This is a genomic window from Pedobacter heparinus, from assembly GCF_032678725.1.
GTDB lineage: Bacteria > Bacteroidota > Bacteroidia > Sphingobacteriales > Sphingobacteriaceae > Pedobacter > Pedobacter heparinus_A.
The window spans coordinates 18,233-40,895 of the sequence record NZ_JAVTSC010000014.1 but is presented as its reverse complement, the minus strand read 5'-3'; the positions used below and the strand labels follow the sequence as shown (position 1 = coordinate 40,895).

14 protein-coding genes are annotated in these 22,663 nt (G+C 46.4%); 2 read left to right on the top strand and 12 right to left on the bottom strand.

Features of this window, described 5'->3' with window-relative positions; all coding sequences use genetic code 11:
* Positions 1-114: 114 nt before the first annotated feature.
* A complete protein-coding gene (locus tag R2Q85_RS19310; RefSeq protein WP_316813432.1) occupies positions 115-468 on the bottom strand; it encodes a translation initiation factor in 354 nt (117 codons plus the stop codon).
* Entirely contained in the window at positions 458-1,348 is an 891-nt protein-coding gene (locus R2Q85_RS19305) for a diacylglycerol/lipid kinase family protein (protein ID WP_316813431.1), read from the bottom strand. Before R2Q85_RS19305 ends, R2Q85_RS19310 begins: the two co-directional genes overlap by 11 nt.
* Positions 1,349-1,579: 231 nt before the next feature.
* Between R2Q85_RS19305 and metK the strand changes: the two genes are divergently transcribed.
* Entirely contained in the window at positions 1,580-2,830 is a 1,251-nt protein-coding gene (gene metK / locus R2Q85_RS19300; RefSeq protein ID WP_316813430.1) for a methionine adenosyltransferase, read from the top strand.
* 260 nt (positions 2,831-3,090) lie between these two features.
* Entirely contained in the window at positions 3,091-3,438 is a 348-nt protein-coding gene (locus R2Q85_RS19295) for a hypothetical protein (protein ID WP_316813429.1), read from the top strand.
* 69 nt (positions 3,439-3,507) lie between these two features.
* Here the strand turns inward: R2Q85_RS19295 and R2Q85_RS19290 are convergent, their stop codons facing one another.
* From R2Q85_RS19290 to R2Q85_RS19245, 10 genes are all read right to left on the bottom strand, one after another.
* A complete protein-coding gene (locus R2Q85_RS19290) occupies positions 3,508-7,176 on the bottom strand; it encodes a glycosyl hydrolase (protein WP_316813428.1) in 3,669 nt (1,222 codons plus the stop codon).
* Between the two features lie 26 nt (positions 7,177-7,202).
* The gene (locus tag R2Q85_RS19285; protein ID WP_316813427.1) at positions 7,203-8,408 is read right to left on the bottom strand and encodes a glycoside hydrolase family 88 protein; all 1,206 of its coding nucleotides are present in this window, start codon (positions 8,406-8,408) and stop codon (positions 7,203-7,205) included.
* Positions 8,409-8,464: 56 nt separating this feature from the next.
* Positions 8,465-9,574, bottom strand: coding sequence for a DUF4998 domain-containing protein (locus R2Q85_RS19280; protein ID WP_316813426.1), 1,110 nt, complete (start codon positions 9,572-9,574; stop codon positions 8,465-8,467).
* Positions 9,575-9,586: 12 nt separating this feature from the next.
* Positions 9,587-10,753: a DUF5000 domain-containing lipoprotein gene (locus tag R2Q85_RS19275; RefSeq protein WP_316813425.1), complete on the bottom strand. Its 1,167-nt coding sequence runs from the start codon at positions 10,751-10,753 to the stop codon at positions 9,587-9,589.
* A gap of 23 nt (positions 10,754-10,776) precedes the next feature.
* The gene (locus tag R2Q85_RS19270; RefSeq protein ID WP_316813424.1) at positions 10,777-12,720 is read right to left on the bottom strand and encodes a RagB/SusD family nutrient uptake outer membrane protein; all 1,944 of its coding nucleotides are present in this window, start codon (positions 12,718-12,720) and stop codon (positions 10,777-10,779) included.
* 20 nt (positions 12,721-12,740) lie between these two features.
* Positions 12,741-15,947, bottom strand: coding sequence for a TonB-dependent receptor (locus tag R2Q85_RS19265; protein WP_316813423.1), 3,207 nt, complete (start codon positions 15,945-15,947; stop codon positions 12,741-12,743).
* Positions 15,948-16,114: 167 nt separating this feature from the next.
* Positions 16,115-17,413, bottom strand: coding sequence for a M28 family metallopeptidase (locus R2Q85_RS19260; RefSeq protein WP_316813422.1), 1,299 nt, complete (start codon positions 17,411-17,413; stop codon positions 16,115-16,117).
* A gap of 10 nt (positions 17,414-17,423) precedes the next feature.
* Positions 17,424-18,689 carry a DUF2264 domain-containing protein gene (locus tag R2Q85_RS19255; protein ID WP_316813421.1) on the bottom strand — a complete coding sequence of 422 codons (1,266 nt, stop codon included), beginning with the start codon at positions 18,687-18,689 and terminating at the stop codon, positions 17,424-17,426.
* Between the two features lie 15 nt (positions 18,690-18,704).
* Positions 18,705-20,921 carry a glycoside hydrolase family 3 C-terminal domain-containing protein gene (locus R2Q85_RS19250; protein ID WP_316813420.1) on the bottom strand — a complete coding sequence of 739 codons (2,217 nt, stop codon included), beginning with the start codon at positions 20,919-20,921 and terminating at the stop codon, positions 18,705-18,707.
* A gap of 90 nt (positions 20,922-21,011) precedes the next feature.
* Complete coding sequence (locus tag R2Q85_RS19245) at positions 21,012-22,649, bottom strand: RagB/SusD family nutrient uptake outer membrane protein (RefSeq protein WP_316813419.1); 1,638 nt, start codon at positions 22,647-22,649, stop codon at positions 21,012-21,014.
* Positions 22,650-22,663: the final 14 nt, after the last annotated feature.

The window sequence follows — 22,663 nt, the reverse complement described above, 5'->3', positions numbered from 1 at the left end:
AGATTAAAAGGGAAAAAGCATGCTTTCAGCCGAAAAAATTTACTTATTGTCGCCGATACACTAACAAATAACCTACTGTAAACCAACAATTTAAAACGATTTCAGAAAGCCGTTTTAACCTCCGGATTTTTTTACCTTAAAGCCCTCTTTTTGCAGTAGCAGCAGCACTTTATCCCTAAAATCCCCTTGTATCAAAATTTCCCCGTCTTTAGCTGCCCCCCCTACCCCACACTTGGTTTTCAGCATTTTACACAGCTTATCCAGCATTTCATCACTGCCCCTAAAACCGGCAACCAGCGTCACTGCTTTGCCTCCGCGGTTTTTCCGGTCCAGCATTACCCTTAAATCCTGCTGGTTATTTGACAATTCCTCAGCCGCTCCGGTATTTGCTTCTTCATAGCTGAATGCAGGATCTGTAGAATACATGATCCCGCCAAAATCATTTAATATTTTCTTCTTAGGCTTCATAATCGGGCGTAATGATGTTTAAGGATAAGGGCTTAACCGATACGGAGATTTCCTGCCCCATAAAAAAAGGTTCCCCGTCAATATGTATGGCATCATCCTTCACGCGGCTGATGTGTATATCTTTTCCTTTAATGATCTCTACCAGTTTGGACTGGTCTGTTTTTGAATTCAGCATTTCGTAGGCCAGTAAGGGCAGCTTATACATCGGGAACTCCTTTACAATACATACATCCAGTAAACCGTCCGTAACTGATGCCGTAGGTGCGATATGGGCATTGTTGCCATATTGGGAGGAATTGGCCACACTGATCACAAATGCGGTGCGTATATATTCTCTGCCATCTATGCTGATCCGGTAACTTTGCGGCTTATAGCTCAGCACCTCACGCAGGCCCAGTTTTAAATAGCCACTCAGGCCCCGGCCCTTGTTTCCGGCAAAAACCGAACTGATGTGTGCATCAAAGCCCATCCCTGCCATGTTAAAAAAACACTTGTCGTTAAAAGTAGCCGTATCAATTACTTTTACCTGGAAATCATTGATTACTTTTATGGCCCTAACCGTATTCATAGGTATTTTCAGGAACCTGGCCAAACCGTTCCCTGAACCAAATGGTAAAATCCCCAATATCTTATCCTGCTGCATCACTTTGGTCCCGATCTCATTAATCGTACCATCGCCCCCAACAGCTACAATCACGTCAAAATTTTTGTTTGCAGCTTCCTCGGCTATTTCAGCGGCATGTCCGACATATTCCGTAAAGGCAAAGTTTGCATTAAACTTGTTGCGGTCTAAATGCATATCTATCAACCCGGGGATCTTCAATTTGTCCTTCCCGCCTGATATGGGATTTATTATAAATAGAATATTCGATTTTGACAAAGCTTCGCGGTTATTAATCCGTACAAAATAATCGATATTTTTTGACTATTTAAATATATAGTGTAATTTTGCGGCACTAAAGTGGACTGATTTGCGATGCTATGTAAAAATAGCGGGATTGCAACCACGTAAAAAAAAGTGCTAACCTGTCATACACTTCATTTTACTGCCTGTTTTACAGGATCATCTTCCATTTTAATAATTGTTTACTGTTTAAATTAATTATTTAAAATGTCGTATTTATTTACATCAGAATCTGTTTCCGAAGGCCATCCTGATAAGATTGCAGATCAGATCTCAGACGCGCTTATCGATAACTTCCTGGCTTTTGATGCAGAATCAAAAGTAGCCTGCGAAACCCTGGTTACTACCGGTCAGGTAATTTTAGCCGGTGAGGTAAAATCTACCACTTACCTGGATGTGCAGCAAATTGCCCGCGATGTGATCAAAAAGATCGGTTACACCAAAAGCGAATACATGTTTGAAGCCAACTCCTGCGGGATCCTTTCGGCCATTCATGAGCAAAGTCAGGACATTAACCAGGGTGTAGACCGTTCCAGCAAAGAAGAGCAGGGAGCCGGCGACCAGGGCATGATGTTTGGTTATGCCACCAACGAAACGGAAAACTACATGCCGCTTGCATTAGACCTTTCGCATAACCTTTTACAGGAACTGGCCATCTTAAGACGTGAAAACAAGGAAATCACTTATTTACGTCCTGATGCCAAATCACAGGTAACCCTGGAATATTCAGACGACAACAAACCCGTACGCATCGATGCCATTGTAATTTCTACACAGCACGATGATTTTGATGAAGAAGCGACAATGCTGGCCAAGATCAAAAAAGACCTGGTTGACATCTTAATTCCACGCATCATCACCAAATATCCGCAATACGCACATTTGTTTAACGACAAAATTGAATACCATATCAACCCAACCGGTAAATTTGTAATTGGTGGTCCGCATGGCGATACGGGTTTAACCGGTCGTAAGATCATCGTAGATACTTATGGTGGCAAAGGAGCCCATGGTGGTGGTGCCTTCTCCGGGAAAGATCCAAGCAAGGTAGACAGGTCTGCAGCTTATGCTACCCGTCACATCGCCAAAAACCTGGTTGCTGCTGGTGTTGCCGACGAGATCCTGGTACAGGTGAGTTATGCCATCGGTGTAGCCAAACCAATGGGTATCTATATCAACACTTATGGCACGGGTAAAGTAAACAAAACTGATGGTGAGATTGCCGGAATTGTAGAGGAGCTGTTTGACATGCGCCCTTACTTCATTGAGCAGCGCCTGAAATTAAGAAACCCGATATACAGCGAAACCGCAGCTTACGGACACATGGGCCGCAAGCCGGAAACAGTAACCAAAACTTTCAGGTCACCGAACGGTGAGGAAAAAACCGTTACAGTTGACTTGTTTACCTGGGAAAAGCTGGACTTTGTAGATAAAGTAAAAACTGCTTTTGCTTTGTAACAAGTAATTTGCCAAAATACCGAAAGTCCACCTGTTAACAGAGTGGACTTTTTTTTTGCGCCCTGGTTCTGTATGAGTTTGGGATGAGTTTGTGTTTTAAACAATATTTATACACTGTTTAAGCAAAGTTTTAATATCGTTTAAATTTTGTTTTAAATTCAAATTCATCTTCAAGGCATCCCTAATGTGACCTGGTATTAAAACAATCCTCACCCAAACTATTTATGCCCGCTGTTGTTTTATATAAAAAGAATAAAACCATGGAACATCCTATAGAAATGAATACACTGAGCCAGATTTTGGAGAAATTGAGGCTTAAAGGCTTAGATAACGAAATTAAAATGACCGACCATGGCAAAATGCAGGGGGTCGGCGTAAACAAGATTTACAACCCGGAAGACCTGTCCATCATCAAAACCTATCGTTTTGAGGGTGATTCTGATCCCGGGGATAATTCTGTGCTCTATTTACTGGAAGATAAAGACGGACAGATCGGTTATATTTTAGATGCTTACGGCATGTACAGCTCACAGGAAAATGCAGGTTTTGATGATTTCCTGAAAAAGATACCCACCGCAGACCGTGACCTGCAGGAATTGTTGAGCTAACCCAATCATCCTGAAAAAAAAGGAAGTGTGAAGACAATCACACTTCCTTTTGTATATTATATGACATCCTTATTTCCGGATCTCCAGTGCAACCGGTCCGATCAGTCCAGCTCTTGGATTTCCGCGATAGGCAGATGGAATGGTCTGGTAATGGTTAGACAAGGTGCTGTACACCAAAACCTCTACCTCATTTTCACCTGCTTTCAGGAATTTACTGATGTTCGTTTTATAGGGTTTAGACATCATCGTGACCACTTCTTGTCCGTTCACTTTAACGGCGCAGGTGGCTACAACTTCACCCAGATCAAGCGAAATCTCCTTTTGCAGTTGCGCAGCACTGAAGGTTAAGGTTTTCCGGTAATACAAACCACCCGAATAATGCCGCATTTGCCCCGTTGCCGCCCAATCTCCTGCTTCCAGCAAACCGGTATGGCAGAATAGCTTCACAGGGAAAGGGAAAGCTGCTACGTCCTGGATGCCGGTTTCAGTTTCGATCTGCATGGCTACTTCCACTATCTTTTCTTGCTTCGCAGGGAGAGTTACCTGGTAAGTATTTAAACCAGCTTCCGTTTTCAGCAGCCTGATGTATTTTTTATCCAGTTGTTTCCCTTCGATCCAAACCAGAAGGTTCTTACCGTAAATGCCCATTTCCATTTTTTCCAGGCCTGGTGCCGATTTAAAACGGTAACAATAGGCTTTGTTTTCACCTTTAGCTGGATCAAACTGCAGATGTGGTGCCTGGTACCAGCGCATCGCCAGAATGCTGGAATAAGGAGATACTTTTTCCGGAAGTGGATTTGCTGCCGGTAAAAATACGATGGCGCTTCTCGGACGTTCGTCGCGTGAGTTTGGCCCCGTTTTATACCCTTTTTTAGGCACTTTGGCATAAGCAGCCAAAACAGCATGCCAACCCTTAGTCAGTTTAATTTCAGTGCCCGTTAAAGCCTTCCCATCCACATAAAAACGATCGGGCAGTCGTTCACCCAGCTCCACACGATACAATTGCTCTTGAGGGGCATAAACGTAGGTTTTGAAAAGGTGGTCACCAGCCCCGTCTAAAATGATAAAACCGTCGTTTACCCTGGCCTTTAACCCATGATAACCCTGCGGGCCCGGGTGATCCCAGACGCCAAAACGCCAGCTGAAACGGTAAGGTTTCCAGCCATCAGACTTCTCGTCGAGTGCCTGGCGGATTAAAGCCTCAAAATTATTGGAACTGGAATCCAGCAGCCATTGCATCTGGTAGCCGTAATCGTAAATCCCTTCCCCCCAATTGCTGTCATCAAAGGACTTTTCCGCCCAGTTTTTGCCAGCATTGGTCTTAGTGCTGAATTTAAAGGTCCGGGCTTCGGTACTGATCATCCCTTCAAAAGCAGGCAGGCGGAAATCTCCCCATTTATTGTTCATCGTTGGCAGGAATTCCACTTTCCAGTCTCCGTTAAGCGGGATTTTTTCAACAGCTGCAGCTGCAGCCTCGTTTTTGCTTTCCAGAACTGGTTCTCCGGGAGCAAAGACAATGATAGAAGAATTGGTATACCCTGCATCAGAACGGATATAGGTACCTGCTTTGGTTTGTTTAACCACCGGCAGAACTTTGGTCTGCCCGGTTTTGGCATCCCATAATTCAGGACGGCCCTGTGCCCGGTAAAAGACTTCGTTCCCCGGCTTTACATTCATGGTCATGTACAGGTCTTTGTCACCGATCTTGCGGTGCAGCACTTTCCCGCCACCTTCACCGGGAATGAAATCCGGCGTGATGTGCTGCGCCAATAAAGTTGCAATATTCAGTGTATCGGCCAGTAAACCTTTCCCGCCGGCAGCATTCTGATGGAGGCCTGCCTTTTTACCGGCTTCCTGTTCCTTTGCCGTTAACCCGAAAATTTCCTTTACAATGGCATCAACCTCCGGATCGTCACTGCCTTTGCGTGTGCTGGCCATAGGTAACGCGCCGATAGCCACTATCATTCCCCCTTTACGGTAAAAATTAAGTGCCTGCTGCAAGGCTTCATGGTGCATCGCTTTCATTTCAGGCAGGATCAGGACCTTGAAGGACAGATCTGACACGTTCAGGGATCTGTCACTGATCTCTGTTTTAAGGAGTGACCTGTAATCCATAAAATCATAATCCAGGCCAGCATTGCTTAATGTTTTCGCTGTAGCAAAACTTACATCGGGCCTGGTACCAGGAAAGGCCTGCATGGGCTCGGTAGGGTACATCAGAGCGATATCGCTGACATGGATGCCCTGGCTCATCAGATAGCTTAAACGCTCGCCATATTCCAGCCATTTTTTCATGTGCGGCCAGTAAGGCATGCGGTAATGGAAATCGGGCGGTGCCCACTCCCACCATCCGCCATGCGTGGTGTAGTAGAGGCCATGCATACAGATGAGGTTACCTCCTGCTATAAAATGGTGGTCCAGCTGCTCGGTCAGCCATTCGCCGCTGCTGCCCCAGCCCATGCTGTGAAAGGCTTCCAGCCAGGTGCGCGGACGCTTGTACAAATGCGCAACAGAACTGGATACTTTGGTCTGTATAAAGGACGAGCCCCTGGCCGGGGCATCATTTCCGGGTGCGGTATACCAGCTTTCTACACGAAAATAATCTACATAATTGAGTGGTTCCAGTCCGCGGTCCAGGTTATCTGAGCCATAAATGAGGCCGCGGCTGGCATGCCAGTTGTATATGGGTTTAAAATATCTTTCTTCGGCCAGCTCCATCAGGACATCGGCATAATCCATACGGATTTTTGGGGTGATGGCGCCAATACTTTCTTTTAAAGCGGGCAGATAGGGCAGCACGTCATAGCCTTTTATGCGGATAAACTGCTGCGCAAAATCTTCCGACCAGGTGTTCATGTCAAATGGGATGAACAACTCATCCTGGAAAAAATAGTTCATCCCTTTGCGGCCCTGGGCATCCATTTTATCTTCGAAGCGCTGAAAATAATGTTTTACCAGTTCCTTGCCATGATCGGGATGCAACATGTAGTTGTTGCTGGCCACAATGGTATACACTTTCCAGTCGCCATTGTTCGGGGCTTTAAACTGGAGATGCCCGTTTTTAACTTTTCCTTTAAGGTCGATGAAGGCTGCAGTGCCCTTTACCGGCCAGGCCGTTAGGCTGACCAGGTCTGGCGGCACCATTTTATTCAGGGAAGCCCCTGCTTTTATGGTGTCAATTTTGATGACCAGGGTGCCTTTATAAGATTTAAAACGTTCCAGGTCGCGTACCTCATCGGTAGAATAGCCGTTGCCTACCCAGCCAATGGTATAATCGTCTAAACCTACGGCCATGCCTCTTTTGGCGGCTTCTCCGGAAAACCAGTTCCAGGTTTTCCACCACTCATCAGAGTACACGGCAGGATTTCCGGGTTCTGTACGGCCATAAAGGCCGTAGCCCAGCTTTTTGTTCAGTTCGGCATCTGCGCCACGCGGATCGGTATGCAGGTAGCTGACCGCAAAACCATCCGTGGAGGACTCTTTGAGGATATCCAGCTGTTCGCTTAAGCGTGCACGGGACAGGGTATCGCCATTCCACCAGAAAAAAGGAACATTGCCATAACCCTTGGGTGGGCTGCGGAAACCTGGCCGCACATCAAAATTCGGGTCCCTGGTCGGATAGCCGCTAAACTTGGTGTCGTGCGGGAGCCCGTTCTTTTTTTGGGCAGCTGCCGGTCCGGCATGGAGTGTCAGGCCGAGCATCCCACATAAGGAGAGCATCATTACTGTGCTTTTCATTTCGTTCTGTTTAAAATAGGTTCGCTTTAATTTGCATAATCTTTGTACCTTTTTAAGGCTTCCAGATAGTAATAATCGCCATAGGTAAGTGGCACATCCACTTCGGATCCTTTGGGCATATGGCCTACCCCATGTTTCAGGATAAAGCCTCCATTGGTACCAATAATTGCTTTGTACTGCGCTGAAGAAAGTGTCCTGATCATTTTTTCGGCTGTTTTAAAGTACAGCTGTGCCTGATCTGCTTTATTGTAGCGGCACAGTTCCAGCAGGGCTGATGCCATTACCGCTCCGGCAGAAGCATCTCTTAAAGCATGGGGTATATCGGGCGCATTGAAATCCCAAAAGGGTATTTTATCTGCCGGAAGGTTGGGGTGTTTCAACAGGAACCCAGCGATGTGGTTGGCCTGCTCCAGGTATTGCCGATCTTTTGTTTCGCGGTACATCAGGGTATAGCCGTAAAGCCCCCAAACCTGGCCTCTTGCCCAGGCCGATTCATCGGCATAGCCCTGGTCTGTTCTTTTCTTTTGTACCAGACCGGTTTCCGGGTTGTAATCGATGACATGGTAAGAACTGTAATCTGCCCGGAAATGGTTTTTCATGGTGGTGTTGGCATGGGTAACAGCAATCTTATAATAGGCCGAATCGCCGGTTTCCCGGCTTGCCCAGAATAAAAGTTCCAGGTTCATCATGTTGTCGATGATCACCAGAAACTCGCCGGGTTTGGCGTCCCAGGACTGGATACAGCCCACCTTTGAATTAAACCTGCTGGCCAGGGATTTGGCGCTGGTTATTAAAATGTCTTTGTACTCCGGCTTCGGTCTGATTGCATTGGCCATGCCAAAACTGCAATACATCATAAAGCCGAGGTCGTGTGTGGTTTTGTTGTATTTTTCTTTTTCCAGTACTTTTAAGATCCTTTCGGTTTCTTTATAAAGTACGGTATCTTTTGTCTGCTCATAAATGTACAGCAGCGAACCGGGATAAAATCCGCTCACCCACCAATCAGAATTACAGGCTTCAAATTTTCCGGTAAGGGGGTAAAAGGTTTTAGGGAACTGGTTGGGCGGAAGGTTTTTCATCATCAGCTGGTATTGCTGGTCCGCATCGGCAAAACTGCGGTCGATGTTTGTTAACAATTCCGGATCTGTTTTGAAGAACGGTTCTTTTACGGTACATCCTGCTGCAATTGCAACCACAAGCAGCAGACATAAGCAGGTGTTTGATTTATTCATGGTGATGTGGTTAAAAGATCCCTGCCAGTGCGCTGTTTCCTGGCAGGGATCGGGTTTTATTTTACAGTTACATTTACTTCTCCTAAAACCACAAAAGTTTGCGGCCCGCTTACCGCCACTACTTTAAGGTATCGGGCCTGGGGCAGGCCAGGGATAGCAAAAATCTGCTCATTATTGGTCAGGCGGTCAAAATTATAGGTCCCCAGATCATTCCAGGTGGTATTATTGGTGCTTCCAAAAAACTGGACTACATTAGGTCCCCGCTCATCGGGTGTAGCTTGTACCCACCTCCATAAACTTACCGTTTTAAGGCTGCGTACAATGCCCAGATCGACCGTAATGTGGTGCGGGTACCTGGATGTGGTAGCCTGGGTAACCCAGCGGGTGGCCGGATTACCGTCGATCATATTTGCTGGGATACTCAGGTTATTGGCATCAGGGTTCTGGGAAGAAAAATCGATTACTTTCCATTCGGCCTTGTTCAGCAAAAAGCTTTCGACCAGCTGGTCGTTGGTGTACAGCGGATCAATTGCAGTAGCGCCTAAATGCTGGGTCCTTAATTTATAGCCGGTTTCGAGTTTGTAATCGGTTAGCTGTAAACTTAGGGTACCGGGTAAAACGCTTACGGTTTTCTGGGCACCCCCCGTGGTGGTGTACTCCACTTCAGATTTGACAATGGTACTGCCCGGAAGGGCCGGCTCGAACTGCAGGCTAAGGGTGTTCGCCAGGTTAAAGGTGGAAGATTGCACCACCCGGTTCAATAAAGTGGAACGGTAGCGTTCGCCCCAGGCATCGCCGGAAACCTCTACAGGTACGGAGGCATGGCCAGCGGCATCATAGGTTCTGATGATGAAACTATAATAGTTTTCCGGAAGATTAGTTACCGTATAACTGATCAGCTCCTGGTTTGCAGGTATGGGTACCTCTGCCGAATCGGTATAATTGTTCCAGAAGATCCTGGCTTTGACTACTTTAGGATCAGAGCCGCGCAACCAGGAAACCTGCACCTTGTTCAGGCCTGATTTGGTGTCGGGTGAAGTGGCTTTTCCAGGGTAAATTTTCCCGTTAGGAACCACATATTGCGCATAGGTACTGTCCATCTTTTTACAGGCTATAAAACTACAAACACCTGATAACGCGATTGATAAAAATATCTTGGTTTTCATATTACAGCTTAATTATAATTTCCCCCAAAAAGTGATTTCTGCGATAGTAACCTGTCCGGTACCGCCCCAGGTTTCGGTTGTTTTAAAACGCAGGTAGCGATATGCCGGAGGGGTATCCGGCATTTCAAAGTCTTCGCCGTTTGTAAAGCCGTAGGCATTGTCTTCTGCCGTTACACTGACCCCGCCTGAAGGTTTAAAAGAATCAAATTTACCGATCAGTGTCCAGGATGCCCAGCTGCCATCTGATGCCGGCGCATTGGAGCCCCAAAGCTCAAATGATTTTACACATGCCCCAACGTAAGTATATGGAGGTGTGCGCTGATGTGCTTTCATGCGGCTCAATACCACAGGTACTTTCAGGTCAACGGTGAACCATTGGGGTATGGGGGTATTGTTGTTGGAAGCATAAATGCTCAGGTTAACCAGCCCATCCCAGATATTGGCCAGTACATTGGTACTTAAAGCAGGCTGGTCGGTAGGTAAAACATAATTGGCAAAAGGTTTGGGTACCCTTTGCTCAAACAGAGGCGTCAGATCTTTAACAATAGCCAGTGATTTATTGCCCCAGCGGTCTCTGAGGTATACAGAAAACTTCTTGGGTGTGGCCGATAAACCCCTTACCGAGAAGGAACCTGCGGCAGATTTGGTATAAAAAGTTTGTAATGGACGGAGCAAACCATTCCCGGTAGTATCCGCATCCAATACAATAGCCAGGTTGGCCTGCAAATCATTCTTTAACCTCACCTTTACCCCACCAAAGCCGGCTTCTATGCTGAGCGCGTTATAAGCCAGCTCCACTGGTGGCGCCAGAGGTTTGATCTTCACAATCGCAGGAGCGGATTCTTTTTCATTCCGGCCTACACTGATGATCTTTACCTCATATTCTTTAGTGTCGCCAAAGCCTTCCAGTTTTAAGGTATCGGTATAAATGGACGATTTGGTTTCTTTAAAAACCCCTGGCTGAATTTCATACACTGCTTTTACATAAGCAAGGTTCGCATCTGAATTGAGCTTATAAGTTATATTTGCCCCACCAGGAGTGTTTTCATGTTTAAAATCAGTTACCTGCTGAGGGGCAGCTGCATTTGGATCCGAATGATCTAACCTTGGATCTTCTTTACAGCCCTGCATGCTGATGACGCTCAGGAAGGTAAAGATCATGTACAATATTTTTTTCATCACTTATTTATTTTATTCGTGAATTACCAACCTATGTTTTGCACCAGGTTCCTGTTGTTTAAAATGTTATTGTCGCGGATGGGCCAGAAATAATCCTTTAATCCAAACCTTGGAGAAAAGATCAGTTTTTTGCGATAGTACAAACCGGATGTAGCTTGTTCGATATCCCAGCCCTGTACCGGTTTTACATATTCCTGAGGGGCTTCTTTCCATCTTCTCAGGTCCCAGAAACGGGCACCTTCAAATGCCATTTCAATTAGCGTTTCCCTGTGGATAATGGCCCTTAAACCGGGTTGTGTCAGATGCTTGCCTTTATTGTTGGAATAGGTAGACCAGGATAGTTCTACGGTTTGTAAACCAGCCCTTTCCCGCACCAAATTGATATATTTATATGCTTCGGCGTCTGGCCCGTTTTTTTCATTTAAGGCTTCGGCATACAACAGGTACAACTGGGCCAGTCTGAAGATCGGCCATGGATAATTGTTAATGCTGTAATCACCGGAAGATGCGCCCTGGGTATTTTGGAAATGCACATATTTTTTGATAAAGTAACCGGTTACCGAACCAAAATCTGCTTTTCCTTTACCATTTGGCTGTCCTTTTTTGGCAGATACATAATAAGTGCCTGTAGGTACGGCATCGTTATAATATCCTTGTCCGTACCACACGCCACCATCAAAACCGAGGTTGGCATAAAAACGGGGTTCCCGGTCAAAATTGGTAGCCGAAGTTTCATAGTTCAGCTTGATGTAACGCTGATCAGCAGCTGTACCTGCTTTGATCGCAGGCTGGTTTACATTCCAGCTGGGATCTTCCTCTATGGGTATTCCGTTCTTGCTGTAAAACATGTCTGCAATTTTTAAGGGCGGAGCAAGTTCATAACCAATCACAGAGTTGTCCTGATAGCGAAAATCGACATTCGGGGTAGCGATCAGTTGTGTAGCTGCGGAAAGACTCTGGCTGTTTGCCCAGATGATCTCTGGGTTCCATCTTTCTGTAAATGCATTTCTGATGCTCAGCTGCTGCACAATCTGATCGGTAAGTACCGAGGCGGAACTGGCCCTGTCAAATTTGTACAAGCGATGTCCTGCTGCCTCGGCAACGGTTATGGCTTCTTTACAGGCTTGTGCGGCATCGCTCCAGCGGTTAGCCGAAAACTGCTGGTTGAACAGTTGGGTACCATCCGGATTTTTCAGGGTGGCCTGCTCTGAGTTGCCGTTAAAGAGCGGGCTGGCAGCCGTTACCATCACTTTTGCTTTTAAGGCATAGGCAATGGGTTTGGTAATCCTGCCCAGCATTTTTACAGGATCAGCGACTACCGGTTGCAGATCGTCTTTTGCCTCATCCAGCAGTTGTACGATGTAGGCAAAACATTCATCTATCGGTTCCCTAGAAATTTTTACGGTAGAGATGTCCATTTCTACAGGCAGGTTTTCTTTGATCAATGGGATCGGACCATACATTCTGACCAGGTAAAAATGGTAGTAAGCCTTCAGAAATTTCACTTCTGCAATCCATTGTGCCCTTTCTTCTTCCTTCAGGTCGGGTACTTTCCCTATATTTTCCAGGAAAATATTACAATCCCGCAATGCCCTGTACAGGTTTACCCAAATGCTATAGGTATCTGTAGGGCTGTTGCTGTCGGCGATGGGGTTAACGGTAGCCTGACGGCCCATGGCAATGTTGAATATCCGGTGGTTAAACGTTGGTTTTGGCGGCCCGTCAATTGCCCAGACCTCATCGCCGCCAAGAATAGAAGGGTCAAGGTCAAGATTTCCGTCTTTAGGCATATAAGAATAGCAGGTATACAGATATTTCTCTGCCTCGGCCCGCATGGTGAAGGAGTTGTCTATGGTGGCAATGTTATCTGGAATAATGTCCAGATATTTTTTGCAGGAGCTGAATGCAGAGAAAAAAATAAGGACAGCTACCTTCAGGCACCAGTTTCCTTTTCTTAAATATTTCATGTCGTACATATAAATAGCTATTAAAAAGTTAAGTTGAGGCCAAAGTTGAAGACCTTTTGCAGGGGATATCCCAGGCCATTACCGGCCATTTCCGCATCCCATATCTTAAATCTACTGAACATCAGCAAATTGGTTGCGCTGGCATAGATGCGGAAGTTGGACGCCTTGATCCGCTCTACCAATCCTTTCGGGAAGGTATAACCGAGCTCGACCTGTTTGAGCCTTAAAAAGGCCGCGTTCCGCATAAACCAGGTGCTGGTCTGGTTGTTGTTGGCATTCGGGGTATTGCTTAACCTGGGTAAAGTAGCATAGACATTTCTGTTTTCTTCTGACCAATAGCTGTCGGCATAGGCCTGCAGCAACTGGTTCATAAATACCCTTCCACTAATTGGTTCTGTGGTGTTCGGATAGGTATAAGATACAAACGGAGCCGTTGCCGCAGGATCAATCCAGAACGATTCGTTGCCCGAACCTTGTGCAAAAGCAGAAATATCAAACTTTTTATAACTTAAAGAGAATCCGAAGCCGTAAACCACTTCCGGAACATTAGGGTTACCAATGGGCACCATATCAGCTTCGTTCACTTTTCCATCTCCATTCAGATCGGTATATTTGATGTCTCCTCCACCATATTGCCCGCCAAACTCCTGGCGTGGTGAATTGGCGGCCTCCTGATCGTCTACAAACAGACGCTCTGCGATATAACCAAAGACTTGGTTTAAAGAATTGCCTACCCTGTATTTCCAGGGTTCTGCATATTGTGGTTCTTCATAAACGTCATATTTGCTGGTGGCATAAGTAAGGTTTCCACGTACAGAGAGCCAGAGATCCTTGGACCAGGCGTGCTGCATATCCAACGCAATATCTACGCCACGTCCGCTGGCTTTACCTACGTTAGACCTGGAAACAGAGGACAAGCCCATGGTATTGGGAATGGATGTACGGGTCATCAGTATATTGTCCCGCTTTTCGGTAAAATATTCTGCAACGATATTGGCTTTGCCCAGCAGGCTGAGTTCCATAGCTACATTTTGCTTGGTTGCGCGTTCCCAGGTGATGTTTGGATTGGCATATCTGTTCACCACCACCCCGTTTTTTATCTCATTGAGGTCCCTTCCAAAAACGCCTCTCCGGCCGGCATTGTCGAGGTCGGTATTAGACAGGTAGAAAAACCTGTCATTGATATTCCCGATCTGATCGTTACCTACCAAACCGTAAGTATAACGGAACCTGAGGTTGGTGATTATATTTGTTAGCGGTGCAAAGAATTTTTCGTTAGAGGCACTCCAGGCCAGACCGGCTGAAGGGAAGAAGCCAAACCTGTTGTTTTCAGCAAAGCGTTCTGTGCCATTGTAACCAAAGTTAAACTCCGCAAAATACCTTCTGTCGTAGGCATAGGTTGCACGGCCCGAAACACCCAGGTTCCTGGAAGGAAGGGATTGAAAGATATCCTGGGCATTTGCCCCCCCAAGGCTTTCCCTGGCAATCATCACCAGTAATCCACCGATTTCATGTTTTTTAGCAAAAGCACGGCTATAATTAACGGTAGATTCAAAGTAAAAGGTCGAATTCAGCGATTTAGGCAGTTCTGCAAAACCCAGGTACTCTTTACCTGTAGTGTTGGCCAATGAAATGCTGTATTGGTTGGCAAGCAGGTCATAGCCGCCCAGCTGATAATAAAAAGGGTTGTAGGCTCTTGAGTAGCTGAAGTTGGAGGTACGGGTTAGATTGACCATGGCCCTTGCGGAAAGTCCTTCGGTAATGGCATTCAGGCCTTGCTTCAGCTCAAACTGCGCCAGCATTTGCGACCGGCTTTCATCGCGGTAGCCCCTTACCATATCTGCATAGGGATTGATGTAGTTATTGCCAAAAGCATTTCCGAACATGATGTGTTTGACAAAGGAGTGGTCTGCATCTATAGGATAATAGGCCGGAAAAAGCACCGGGTTAGACCGCATGACATTTCTATACATCGTAGTACCGCTTTCTATAGGCCCGTTATAATCATCAAAATTTCCGCTCAGCCGCACTATCAGTTCGGTTGATTTGGTCAGGTCTATGTTGACGTTAGAACGCAGGGAATAACTTTTAAAATCGATGTTGTTGTTAAAGTTGTTCCTGTTGTCGACCTTAAGCAAGCCGTTATCCTTGCTGAATGCGCCGGCCACATAATACCGGGCCACAGTACCGCCACCGCTTACGTTCAGGTTGTACCGCTGGGTATTTGCATAATCTTTAAACAGCATTTTACGCCAGTCGTTGGCCGGAAAAATAAGGGGGTTAACGCCATTGGCTGTATTTTCTATTTTATCTTCAAGATACGGGATTGGCGTAAGGGCGTTCCGCGTTGCGGTAGCTTCATTGGCCAGTTTCATATAAGTAACCGGATCGGCAAGCTCCACATCGCTGGTTGAACTACTGGCCGAGTTTTCTACTCTTAAAGAAACTTTTGCCTTACCGGCAACCCCTTGTTTGGTGGTAACCAGGATGACGCCATTCGCACCGCGGGCACCGTATAATGCCGTAGCAGTAGCGTCCTTCATGATGGAAAAGGTGGCAATATCGTCTGTTTGCAACCTGGCCAGATCTGTTGTGGTCAGTTCAATGCCATCGATCAGGATCAGGGGTTTGGTATTGGTACCAAAGGTGGTAATTCCCCTTACGAAGAAATCTGCATTGTCTGCTCCTGGCTCCCCGCTTCGCTGATAGGCGATAACACCTGCAACCCTGCCGGCCAGTGCCGTAGTGAGGTTACTGGAAGGAACCCGCAGTTCTCCTGGCTTTACTGTAGTAATTGAGCCAATTACGCTTTCCTTTTTTTGCACGCCAAATGCCACTACCGAAACTTCGTCCAGGGCATTTTTTGGATTGGGCAGTAATTTTACGTCCAGCGTTTTTTTATTGCCGATCGGGATTTGCTGGCTGATGTACCCGATATAGGAAAAGACCAGTACTTCGGTATCCCTGTTGACCTGAAGGGTATATTTCCCGTCTGCGCTGGTCACAGCTCCGCGTTCGGTTCCCTGTACTTTAACGGTTGCACCGGGTAATGCTTCACCTGTTTCATCGAAAATGGTTCCGGTTATGACACGCTGGGCAGTTTGCCTGTATGTATTGGTATGGTTGGTAGTACTGTTAAAAACTTCCTGCTTTTTTGTATGGAGGGCATACACCGAAATGGTGCTGCACATCAGGATACAGGCAAGAAGAATAGGTATTTTTTTCATGTTGTATAACTTGGTTAAGTGTTATTGTTCACGAAAACAGAGGTTTGTCTGGTTTTTCTCTTTTCGTTATGAATTCATTTCCTTTGCTTCCATACGCTACAGCGCATTAAAGTTGATCTGTGGTATTGATTAAATCATAGGCTTTTCCTTTCCTGGTTTTTCGTTTTTTAAAATGTATCAAAGAATTTTATCATCAGCTGGAAATAATTTTTAAACGCGGTTAAAGGGAGCGTTTCGGCTTTATCATAGATATCGTGATAGGCCTGTATCCCACCCAGGGTATAGATGAAAAAAGAAGGTACGCCTTGCTGGTAAAAAGGGCAGTGGTCACTTTTACAGGCTTCATCTCTGATCTCTACTTTTGGTACCAGCTGGTATTTGGTGTTGAGCTGCGACAGCTGATCGAACTTGTTTCTGAAAATGGTTCCGTTGACCACCTTAATGCCTTCTTCGCCGGTACCGGCCAGGTCAAAATTGACCAGGAACCTGATCTTTTTTAAATCGATAAGCGGGTTTTTCACAAATGCCCTGGAACCCAGCAGGCCAATCTCCTCGCCCGAAAATGCAATAAATACGGTATTGTATTTGGGCTGATGCTGCGCATAATAACGGACCATATTGAGCATAAAGGTGGTTCCGCTGGCATTGTCGTTTGCGCCGGGAAAGTAAACTTTGCGGCCCAGCATGCCCAGGTGATCAAAATGAGCGGTAATGACCAGGGTAGAATCTGAACCAGAGTAGCCTTTGATCATTCCGGCTACGTTGCGGGTCTGGTAGTCTGGTCTCAGTTTGCTGTCCAGATCTATGGTAATGGTTTGAATGGAACCGGGATCAAGCCCCTGCTTATTTACTTGTATAACTGGTCTTGGATTTTGATAGGTTAAGGTGGTCCAGGTCAGTTTCTCGGTGGTAAAAATAACCAGGCCCTTAAAATGCAGTTTTTCGCTGCTGCGCAAAGCCCTTACATGGGCAGAAATGGTTCTTTGTTCTGCTGTACTTTCTTTACCGGCATCCCGGTTATCAAGCAGGATGAAGGATGTTGCAGCCTGACGGATCAGGTCTTCAAATTTTTCCGGGGTATTGATCCCTGCCCTGTTCACGGGGATTACGTTAAATTTCCCATGGATAGCCGGACTGGTCGCATCAACCAGGTAATCTGCCGCTGTTTTGAGTTTGGTGTTGTTGAGCTTTACGGCTACTTTACCTGGAAAAGTATTGACGGAAAGTTCAAAATCCTGGAAATAAGAGCCTTTGTTTAAGGGGATAAGTCCCGATTTTTCAAACTCCTTCGCGATAAAGGCTGAGGCAATCTGGTCACCTTTCGCCACATATCCCCTGCCTTTGAATGCCGGGGAACTTAAGGTTTTGATGACTTTCCGGGAATAATCCATATCCTGTGCCCCGGCATGAAACGCAGGTGTCAGCAGGCTGAACAGAGATAAGGTGAGTATTTTTTTCACTTGCATAAGCTTTGGATTAAGGAATAGAATGATCAGCTGGCATGTTTACACCGTTCCATAGCTTTTTTGAGGTCCAGTCGGCCGGGGCACCAGTCCAGAACACATCGCTGGCAGGCAAACCCAGGGGCAACAAGCCCACACTGCAGAGGTACAGGCTCCCGGTAGACATGTAATATTCGCCCATATCAATCTGGTGACCACAAAAGCCTATGGTCAGCCAGCCATTTTTATCAAATGTACCCGGGGCTTCGATCATCCGTTTAATGACCAGCGACATGGCCCCTCTTACCTGTGCGGGGTTAATTGCCGGCGGTAATTTGGACATCAGCGCAACCTGTGCCAGTGCCTGCAAGGCCCCGAAACGATAAACCAGCGACCTGCCGACAGGTGGAAACGTGCCTTCAGGGGAAATGCTGCGTTCCTGGATATCGGCGTACCTTGCGGCCCTTTCCAGGATGGTCTGGTACATTTCCTGTTTTTCCAGGCCCTTATCGACCATTGTTTTGACAATGTCGATGAGCATGGGATGTATGACAAAACTGTTGTAGTAATCGAAATGGAACTTTGGCCCATCGCCATAGATGCCATCGCCCTTATACCACTCTTCCAGTTTTTTTATGGCGTAATCGATGCGTACCGAATCCCCATCGTCACCTATACGCATTAGAAAGGTCTCTATCATGGCCATAAAAAGCAGCCAGTTGTTGTAAGTGGGTTTAATGTTGCGGGTAGATTTGAGGGCATTGATGACATTGGTTTTGGTTGCCTCGTCTAAGGGTTCCCAGAGTTGTTTGGGTGCCCTGATGAGTGCATGTGCTAAAAATGAAGCATCTACCAGTGCCTGTTCGTATTTTTGCGAGGTAAACTGCATGAAATCCGGAGAGGAAGGATCGACCGCGTGCGCAAGGCTTTTACGGGCGAGCAGGATGTATTTTGCCCGGAGTTTTCCTTCTGCTGTCGGATCGGGGCCCAGCTCCAGCCAGGGGGCCATGCCGGCCATCAAACGGCCAAATGCTTCGAGGTAAGTGACCTTGCTCCTGTCAAATTTACTGGATGGGTTCACTTCTACGGGCATCTCTATTTTAAGCCGGCCCCTGCTCAGACTTTCCAGTACCGGATCGGCTATTTTTGTGAGCACATAGATCCAGTATTTCCGGCTTTCGGCATTTTTTTTCTGCATACCTGCAGGATTTTCGGGAGTGGCTTGCGCGGCAGCTGCAGGCAAACCCAATCCCATCAGGGCTGCAGGTGGTACTAATGATAAGAATCGGCGCCTGTACATCTTGATCGGTTTAGGTTATTTGGTTAATTGCAGCTTAACGGTTTGGAGTTCCTCAGAATTTGGCCCCATCATTACGCTGAAGCTGCCGGCCTCGGTGATCCATTTCCCATCTTTCCAGAACTCAAGCGAACGGGAAGAAATCGGGAGGGAAACTTTTTGGGTTTCGCCCGGGCGCAGGCTGATGCGTTTAAACCCTTTCAATTCTTTGATCGGCCTTGCCAGTGAAGAAACATCATCGCGAAGGTACAGCTGTACAATTTCATCGCCGGCCATTTTACCAGCATTGGTTATCTCCACCTCGGCAAAAATGGTTTCTTTATCATTCATGGTACTTTTTGACAGCTTTAGGTTTCCGTACCTGAATTGCGTATAGCTGATCCCGTAGCCAAATGGATAGGTAGCCCCTTCGGTCGTTCCCCACATCATCCTTGGCCTGCCGGGAATCAAGGTATTGTAAAATGCAGGTACCTGCCCCACATTACGGGGAAAAGTAACGGTCAGTTTCCCGGATGGATTGATGTCACCAAACAGGGCTTCTGCGATGGCAGTTCCTGTTTCCTGGCCCAGAAACCAGCCATCTAATATGGCCGGCACATGATCTTTAGCCCATTGAATAGCAGCAGGACGACCATGCAGTAAAACGAGCACCACAGGTTTACCTGTTGCCATGATGGCCTGCATCAACTTATCCTGGTGGCCTGGCAAAGTGATGTCATCACGGTCTACGTTCTCCATCACGGTTTTATCGTCATCACCCAATACCAGGACGCATACATCAGCTTGTTTGGCTATGGCAACCGCTTCAGTAATCTGCGCATCATCAGGATGCTGTATATCAGTTCCTTTTGCATACAGCACGGTTGCATTTTTGCCCACTGCGGTTTCAATGCCTTGTTTTACGGTGATGAAATGTTTGGGCTGCTGGGTAGAATAGGTGCCTAAACGGATGGTATCGGCATTGGGGCCTATTACGGCTATCTTTTTGAACTGGTCCTTTTTAAAAGGCAGCAGGTTGTTGTTTTTCAGCAGGATGAGACTTTTACGGGCTGCCTCGAGTGCCAGGGCATCATGTGCGGGATTGTTTAATACGGTTTTATAGTTTGCCCTTGGGCTGGACAATGAACCATCTATCTGCGAAAAGAATACATCGGCATTTACATCTGCATCTTTCGTGCCTTTCTGCAGTTCGGTCATTTCTTTACCCAATGGGTTTTCTTCTTCATCCAGGTGGAGGGCGATCTTAAATTCCAGCACTTTCCGAACGGCATCGTCCAGTAGTTTCAGCGGAACCTTTCCACTTTTTACCCCAGCAACAAGTGGCGGGCCATACATTCTTTTATCTGCCCAGGTTTGTTTAAAGGCCAGTTCGGTATGTACGCCTGCTTCCAACGCTTTTCTGATGGTCTCCTCCCGGGTTTCGGTTGCGAACAAACGGTCTTGTACCCACCTCAGGTCGTTGTTGTCAGAAACACCAAGGCCGTTAAAGCCATACTCTTTTCTGAACACATCGTTTAAAGTATAGGTATTGATGTGGCAGGGTACACCATTTAAGGTATGGTGGGCCGGCATCACCGAACCTACCTGGGCTTCTTCTACCGCAGCCCGGAAAGGCGGGAGATGGACTTCATGTAAACTGCGCAGGGAAATTTCGACCGCAGCGCCGTTGGCCCCAAGCAGGGGTTCGCTATCGGCCACAAAATGTTTGGCGGTTGCCACCACACGGTCTTTACCGAAGCGGTCTTTGCCACGGCCCTGTAATCCATTGATAAAAGCCACACCGATTTTACTGACCAGGTAAGCATCTTCGCCATAACCTTCTTCAAAGCGCCCCCAGCGTGCATCGCGCAATACCCCAAGCATTGGGGTATAACAATGGTGTATGCCTAAAGCCCTGGCTTCTTTTGCGATCACGGTAGATACCCTTTCTACCAGTGAGGGATCCCAGGAACTGGCTATAGAGATGGCCTGCGGAAAAGAGGTGGTTCCGGCAGCCACTACTCCGTGCAGGCATTCGCCGGCCTGCATATGGGGAATATTTAATCTTTTATTGGCATTGGGGTAAAAAGAGGCCAGCTGATGTGCTTTTTCTTCTAAAGTCATCTTACTCAGCAACTGCTCCACTTTTTGACGTTCTTGCTGGGTTAAGGGAATATAACCGCTTTTTTCCTGTGCCCGGGCATTTAAAAGCTGCAGACCTGTAAAGAAGAATAGTATAAATTGGATTAACCTCATAAGCATTTATTTTTGCAATGGATTGCGAAAAAAGAATAAACTGCGCAGGGAATACCTGCACAGTCTGTATTGTGTGTATGTGTTTAAAAATTAGTAGCCTGGATTGTTAGGCATCAAGGCACCTACGTTCCGATCTATTGCATTTTGTGGAATAGGCATCAGGTTATTAAAAGTCTGAACAGATTCCTGAGCACGCTCATAACCGTATTTCTTTGTACGTTCATAGAGTTTGCCCAACCTGGTCAGGGTCATCATCCGGAATTCTTCCCCATACAGTTCCCTGGCGCGTTCATCCAGGATATAATCGATATTTACATCAGCTGCTGCAACAATAGGTGCCTTGGCACGTCTCCTTACTACATTCAGGTCATCTGCGGCAAGGTCAGCTCTAGACTTGCCCAGATAGGCTTCTGCTCTCAGAAAGTAGGTTTCAGGTAAGCGGATCAAATAGAAGTCCCTTACATAACCATTATCCGGTTTCTGTGCAATGTGCTTATCGGTTCCGAATTTGGCCCAGTTTGGATATACATAAATCATCGTATCATCACGTGTGGTAAGGAAAGATTTAGGGATAATATCTCCTTTTTTAAAGCTGCCAACATTAGCTGCGAAATAGTATTTGCGCTTAATATTGGTTTCATTATTGCGGATATCGGTACCTGCATTTTTCCAGATGGTATAATTGGTATAATTGGTAGGGCGGCAATAAGCAACTCCACGGCCGGTACTATCCTGTGCTACGTTGTTGTAACCGGCTTTAACCAATCCCCAGTAGTTACACCACATCATCCTTTCAATTAATGGACGTCCGGCGTACTGCGTGCCACCTATAACTGCTGCCCCTGTCGATGTCTGTTCGAACTGCGCGACAAAAATACCTTCACTATTACCAGTTTGTCTGTTCTGGTTGCCCATTACAAACAAGTCGTAATAATAATCCTTATCGGCTTCGGAACTTCTGGCACCAAAGCGGGCATTGACTAATGAATAAGCGCCATCAGTTCCATCAATTACCCTGGTAGCAGCCGCAATAGCACCGTCATAATCTTTAAGGCAAATGTTTACCTCCGCTAAAACATGGTCTGCAGCAGCGCGAATCACCCTGCCAGGACTTGTTGTGGTTAAAGGCAGGTTTGCCCGGGCAAACTCCAGGTCTTTTTTGGCAAAGGTCCATACTTCTTCCCTGCTGTTTCTTACAAAATCTATCTTAGCATTATCAACCGGTTTATCAACAATGGGTACACCGCCATACATATTGGCCAGGTTACGATAGGCAAAACCTCTGAAAAAATAACCTTCAGCCAGCGTTTCATTCTTTTGCGCATCATTTACCCACAGTACACCGGGCCTGGACGCATTTTCAATTAAGGTGTTGGCATCTCTGATGATGGAGTACTGCAGGTTAAACCAGTCTTCAGAAAAAGGTTCGCGGGAAGTTACCAGTCCCCAGTTGTTATATTTGGCTGCATCGTCCCGGGGATCAAAAGCCACATCTGTTCCCAGCCCAAGTATAAAAGCTTCATGGGTAAGATCCGCCGTGTTGTACATTAGCTGTATAGAGCGGTACATATTTGCGCTTAAGGCGTCAAACTGGGCCTTATTGGTATAAGCTGTTTCTGTATTCAACCTGTCTTTCAAAGTTTCTTTTAAAAAGGCATCGTCTTTACACGAACTGAGCAGCATCATTCCTGCTGTTGCTGCGATTATAATATTTTTATATGATCTCATAGCTATAGTGTTTA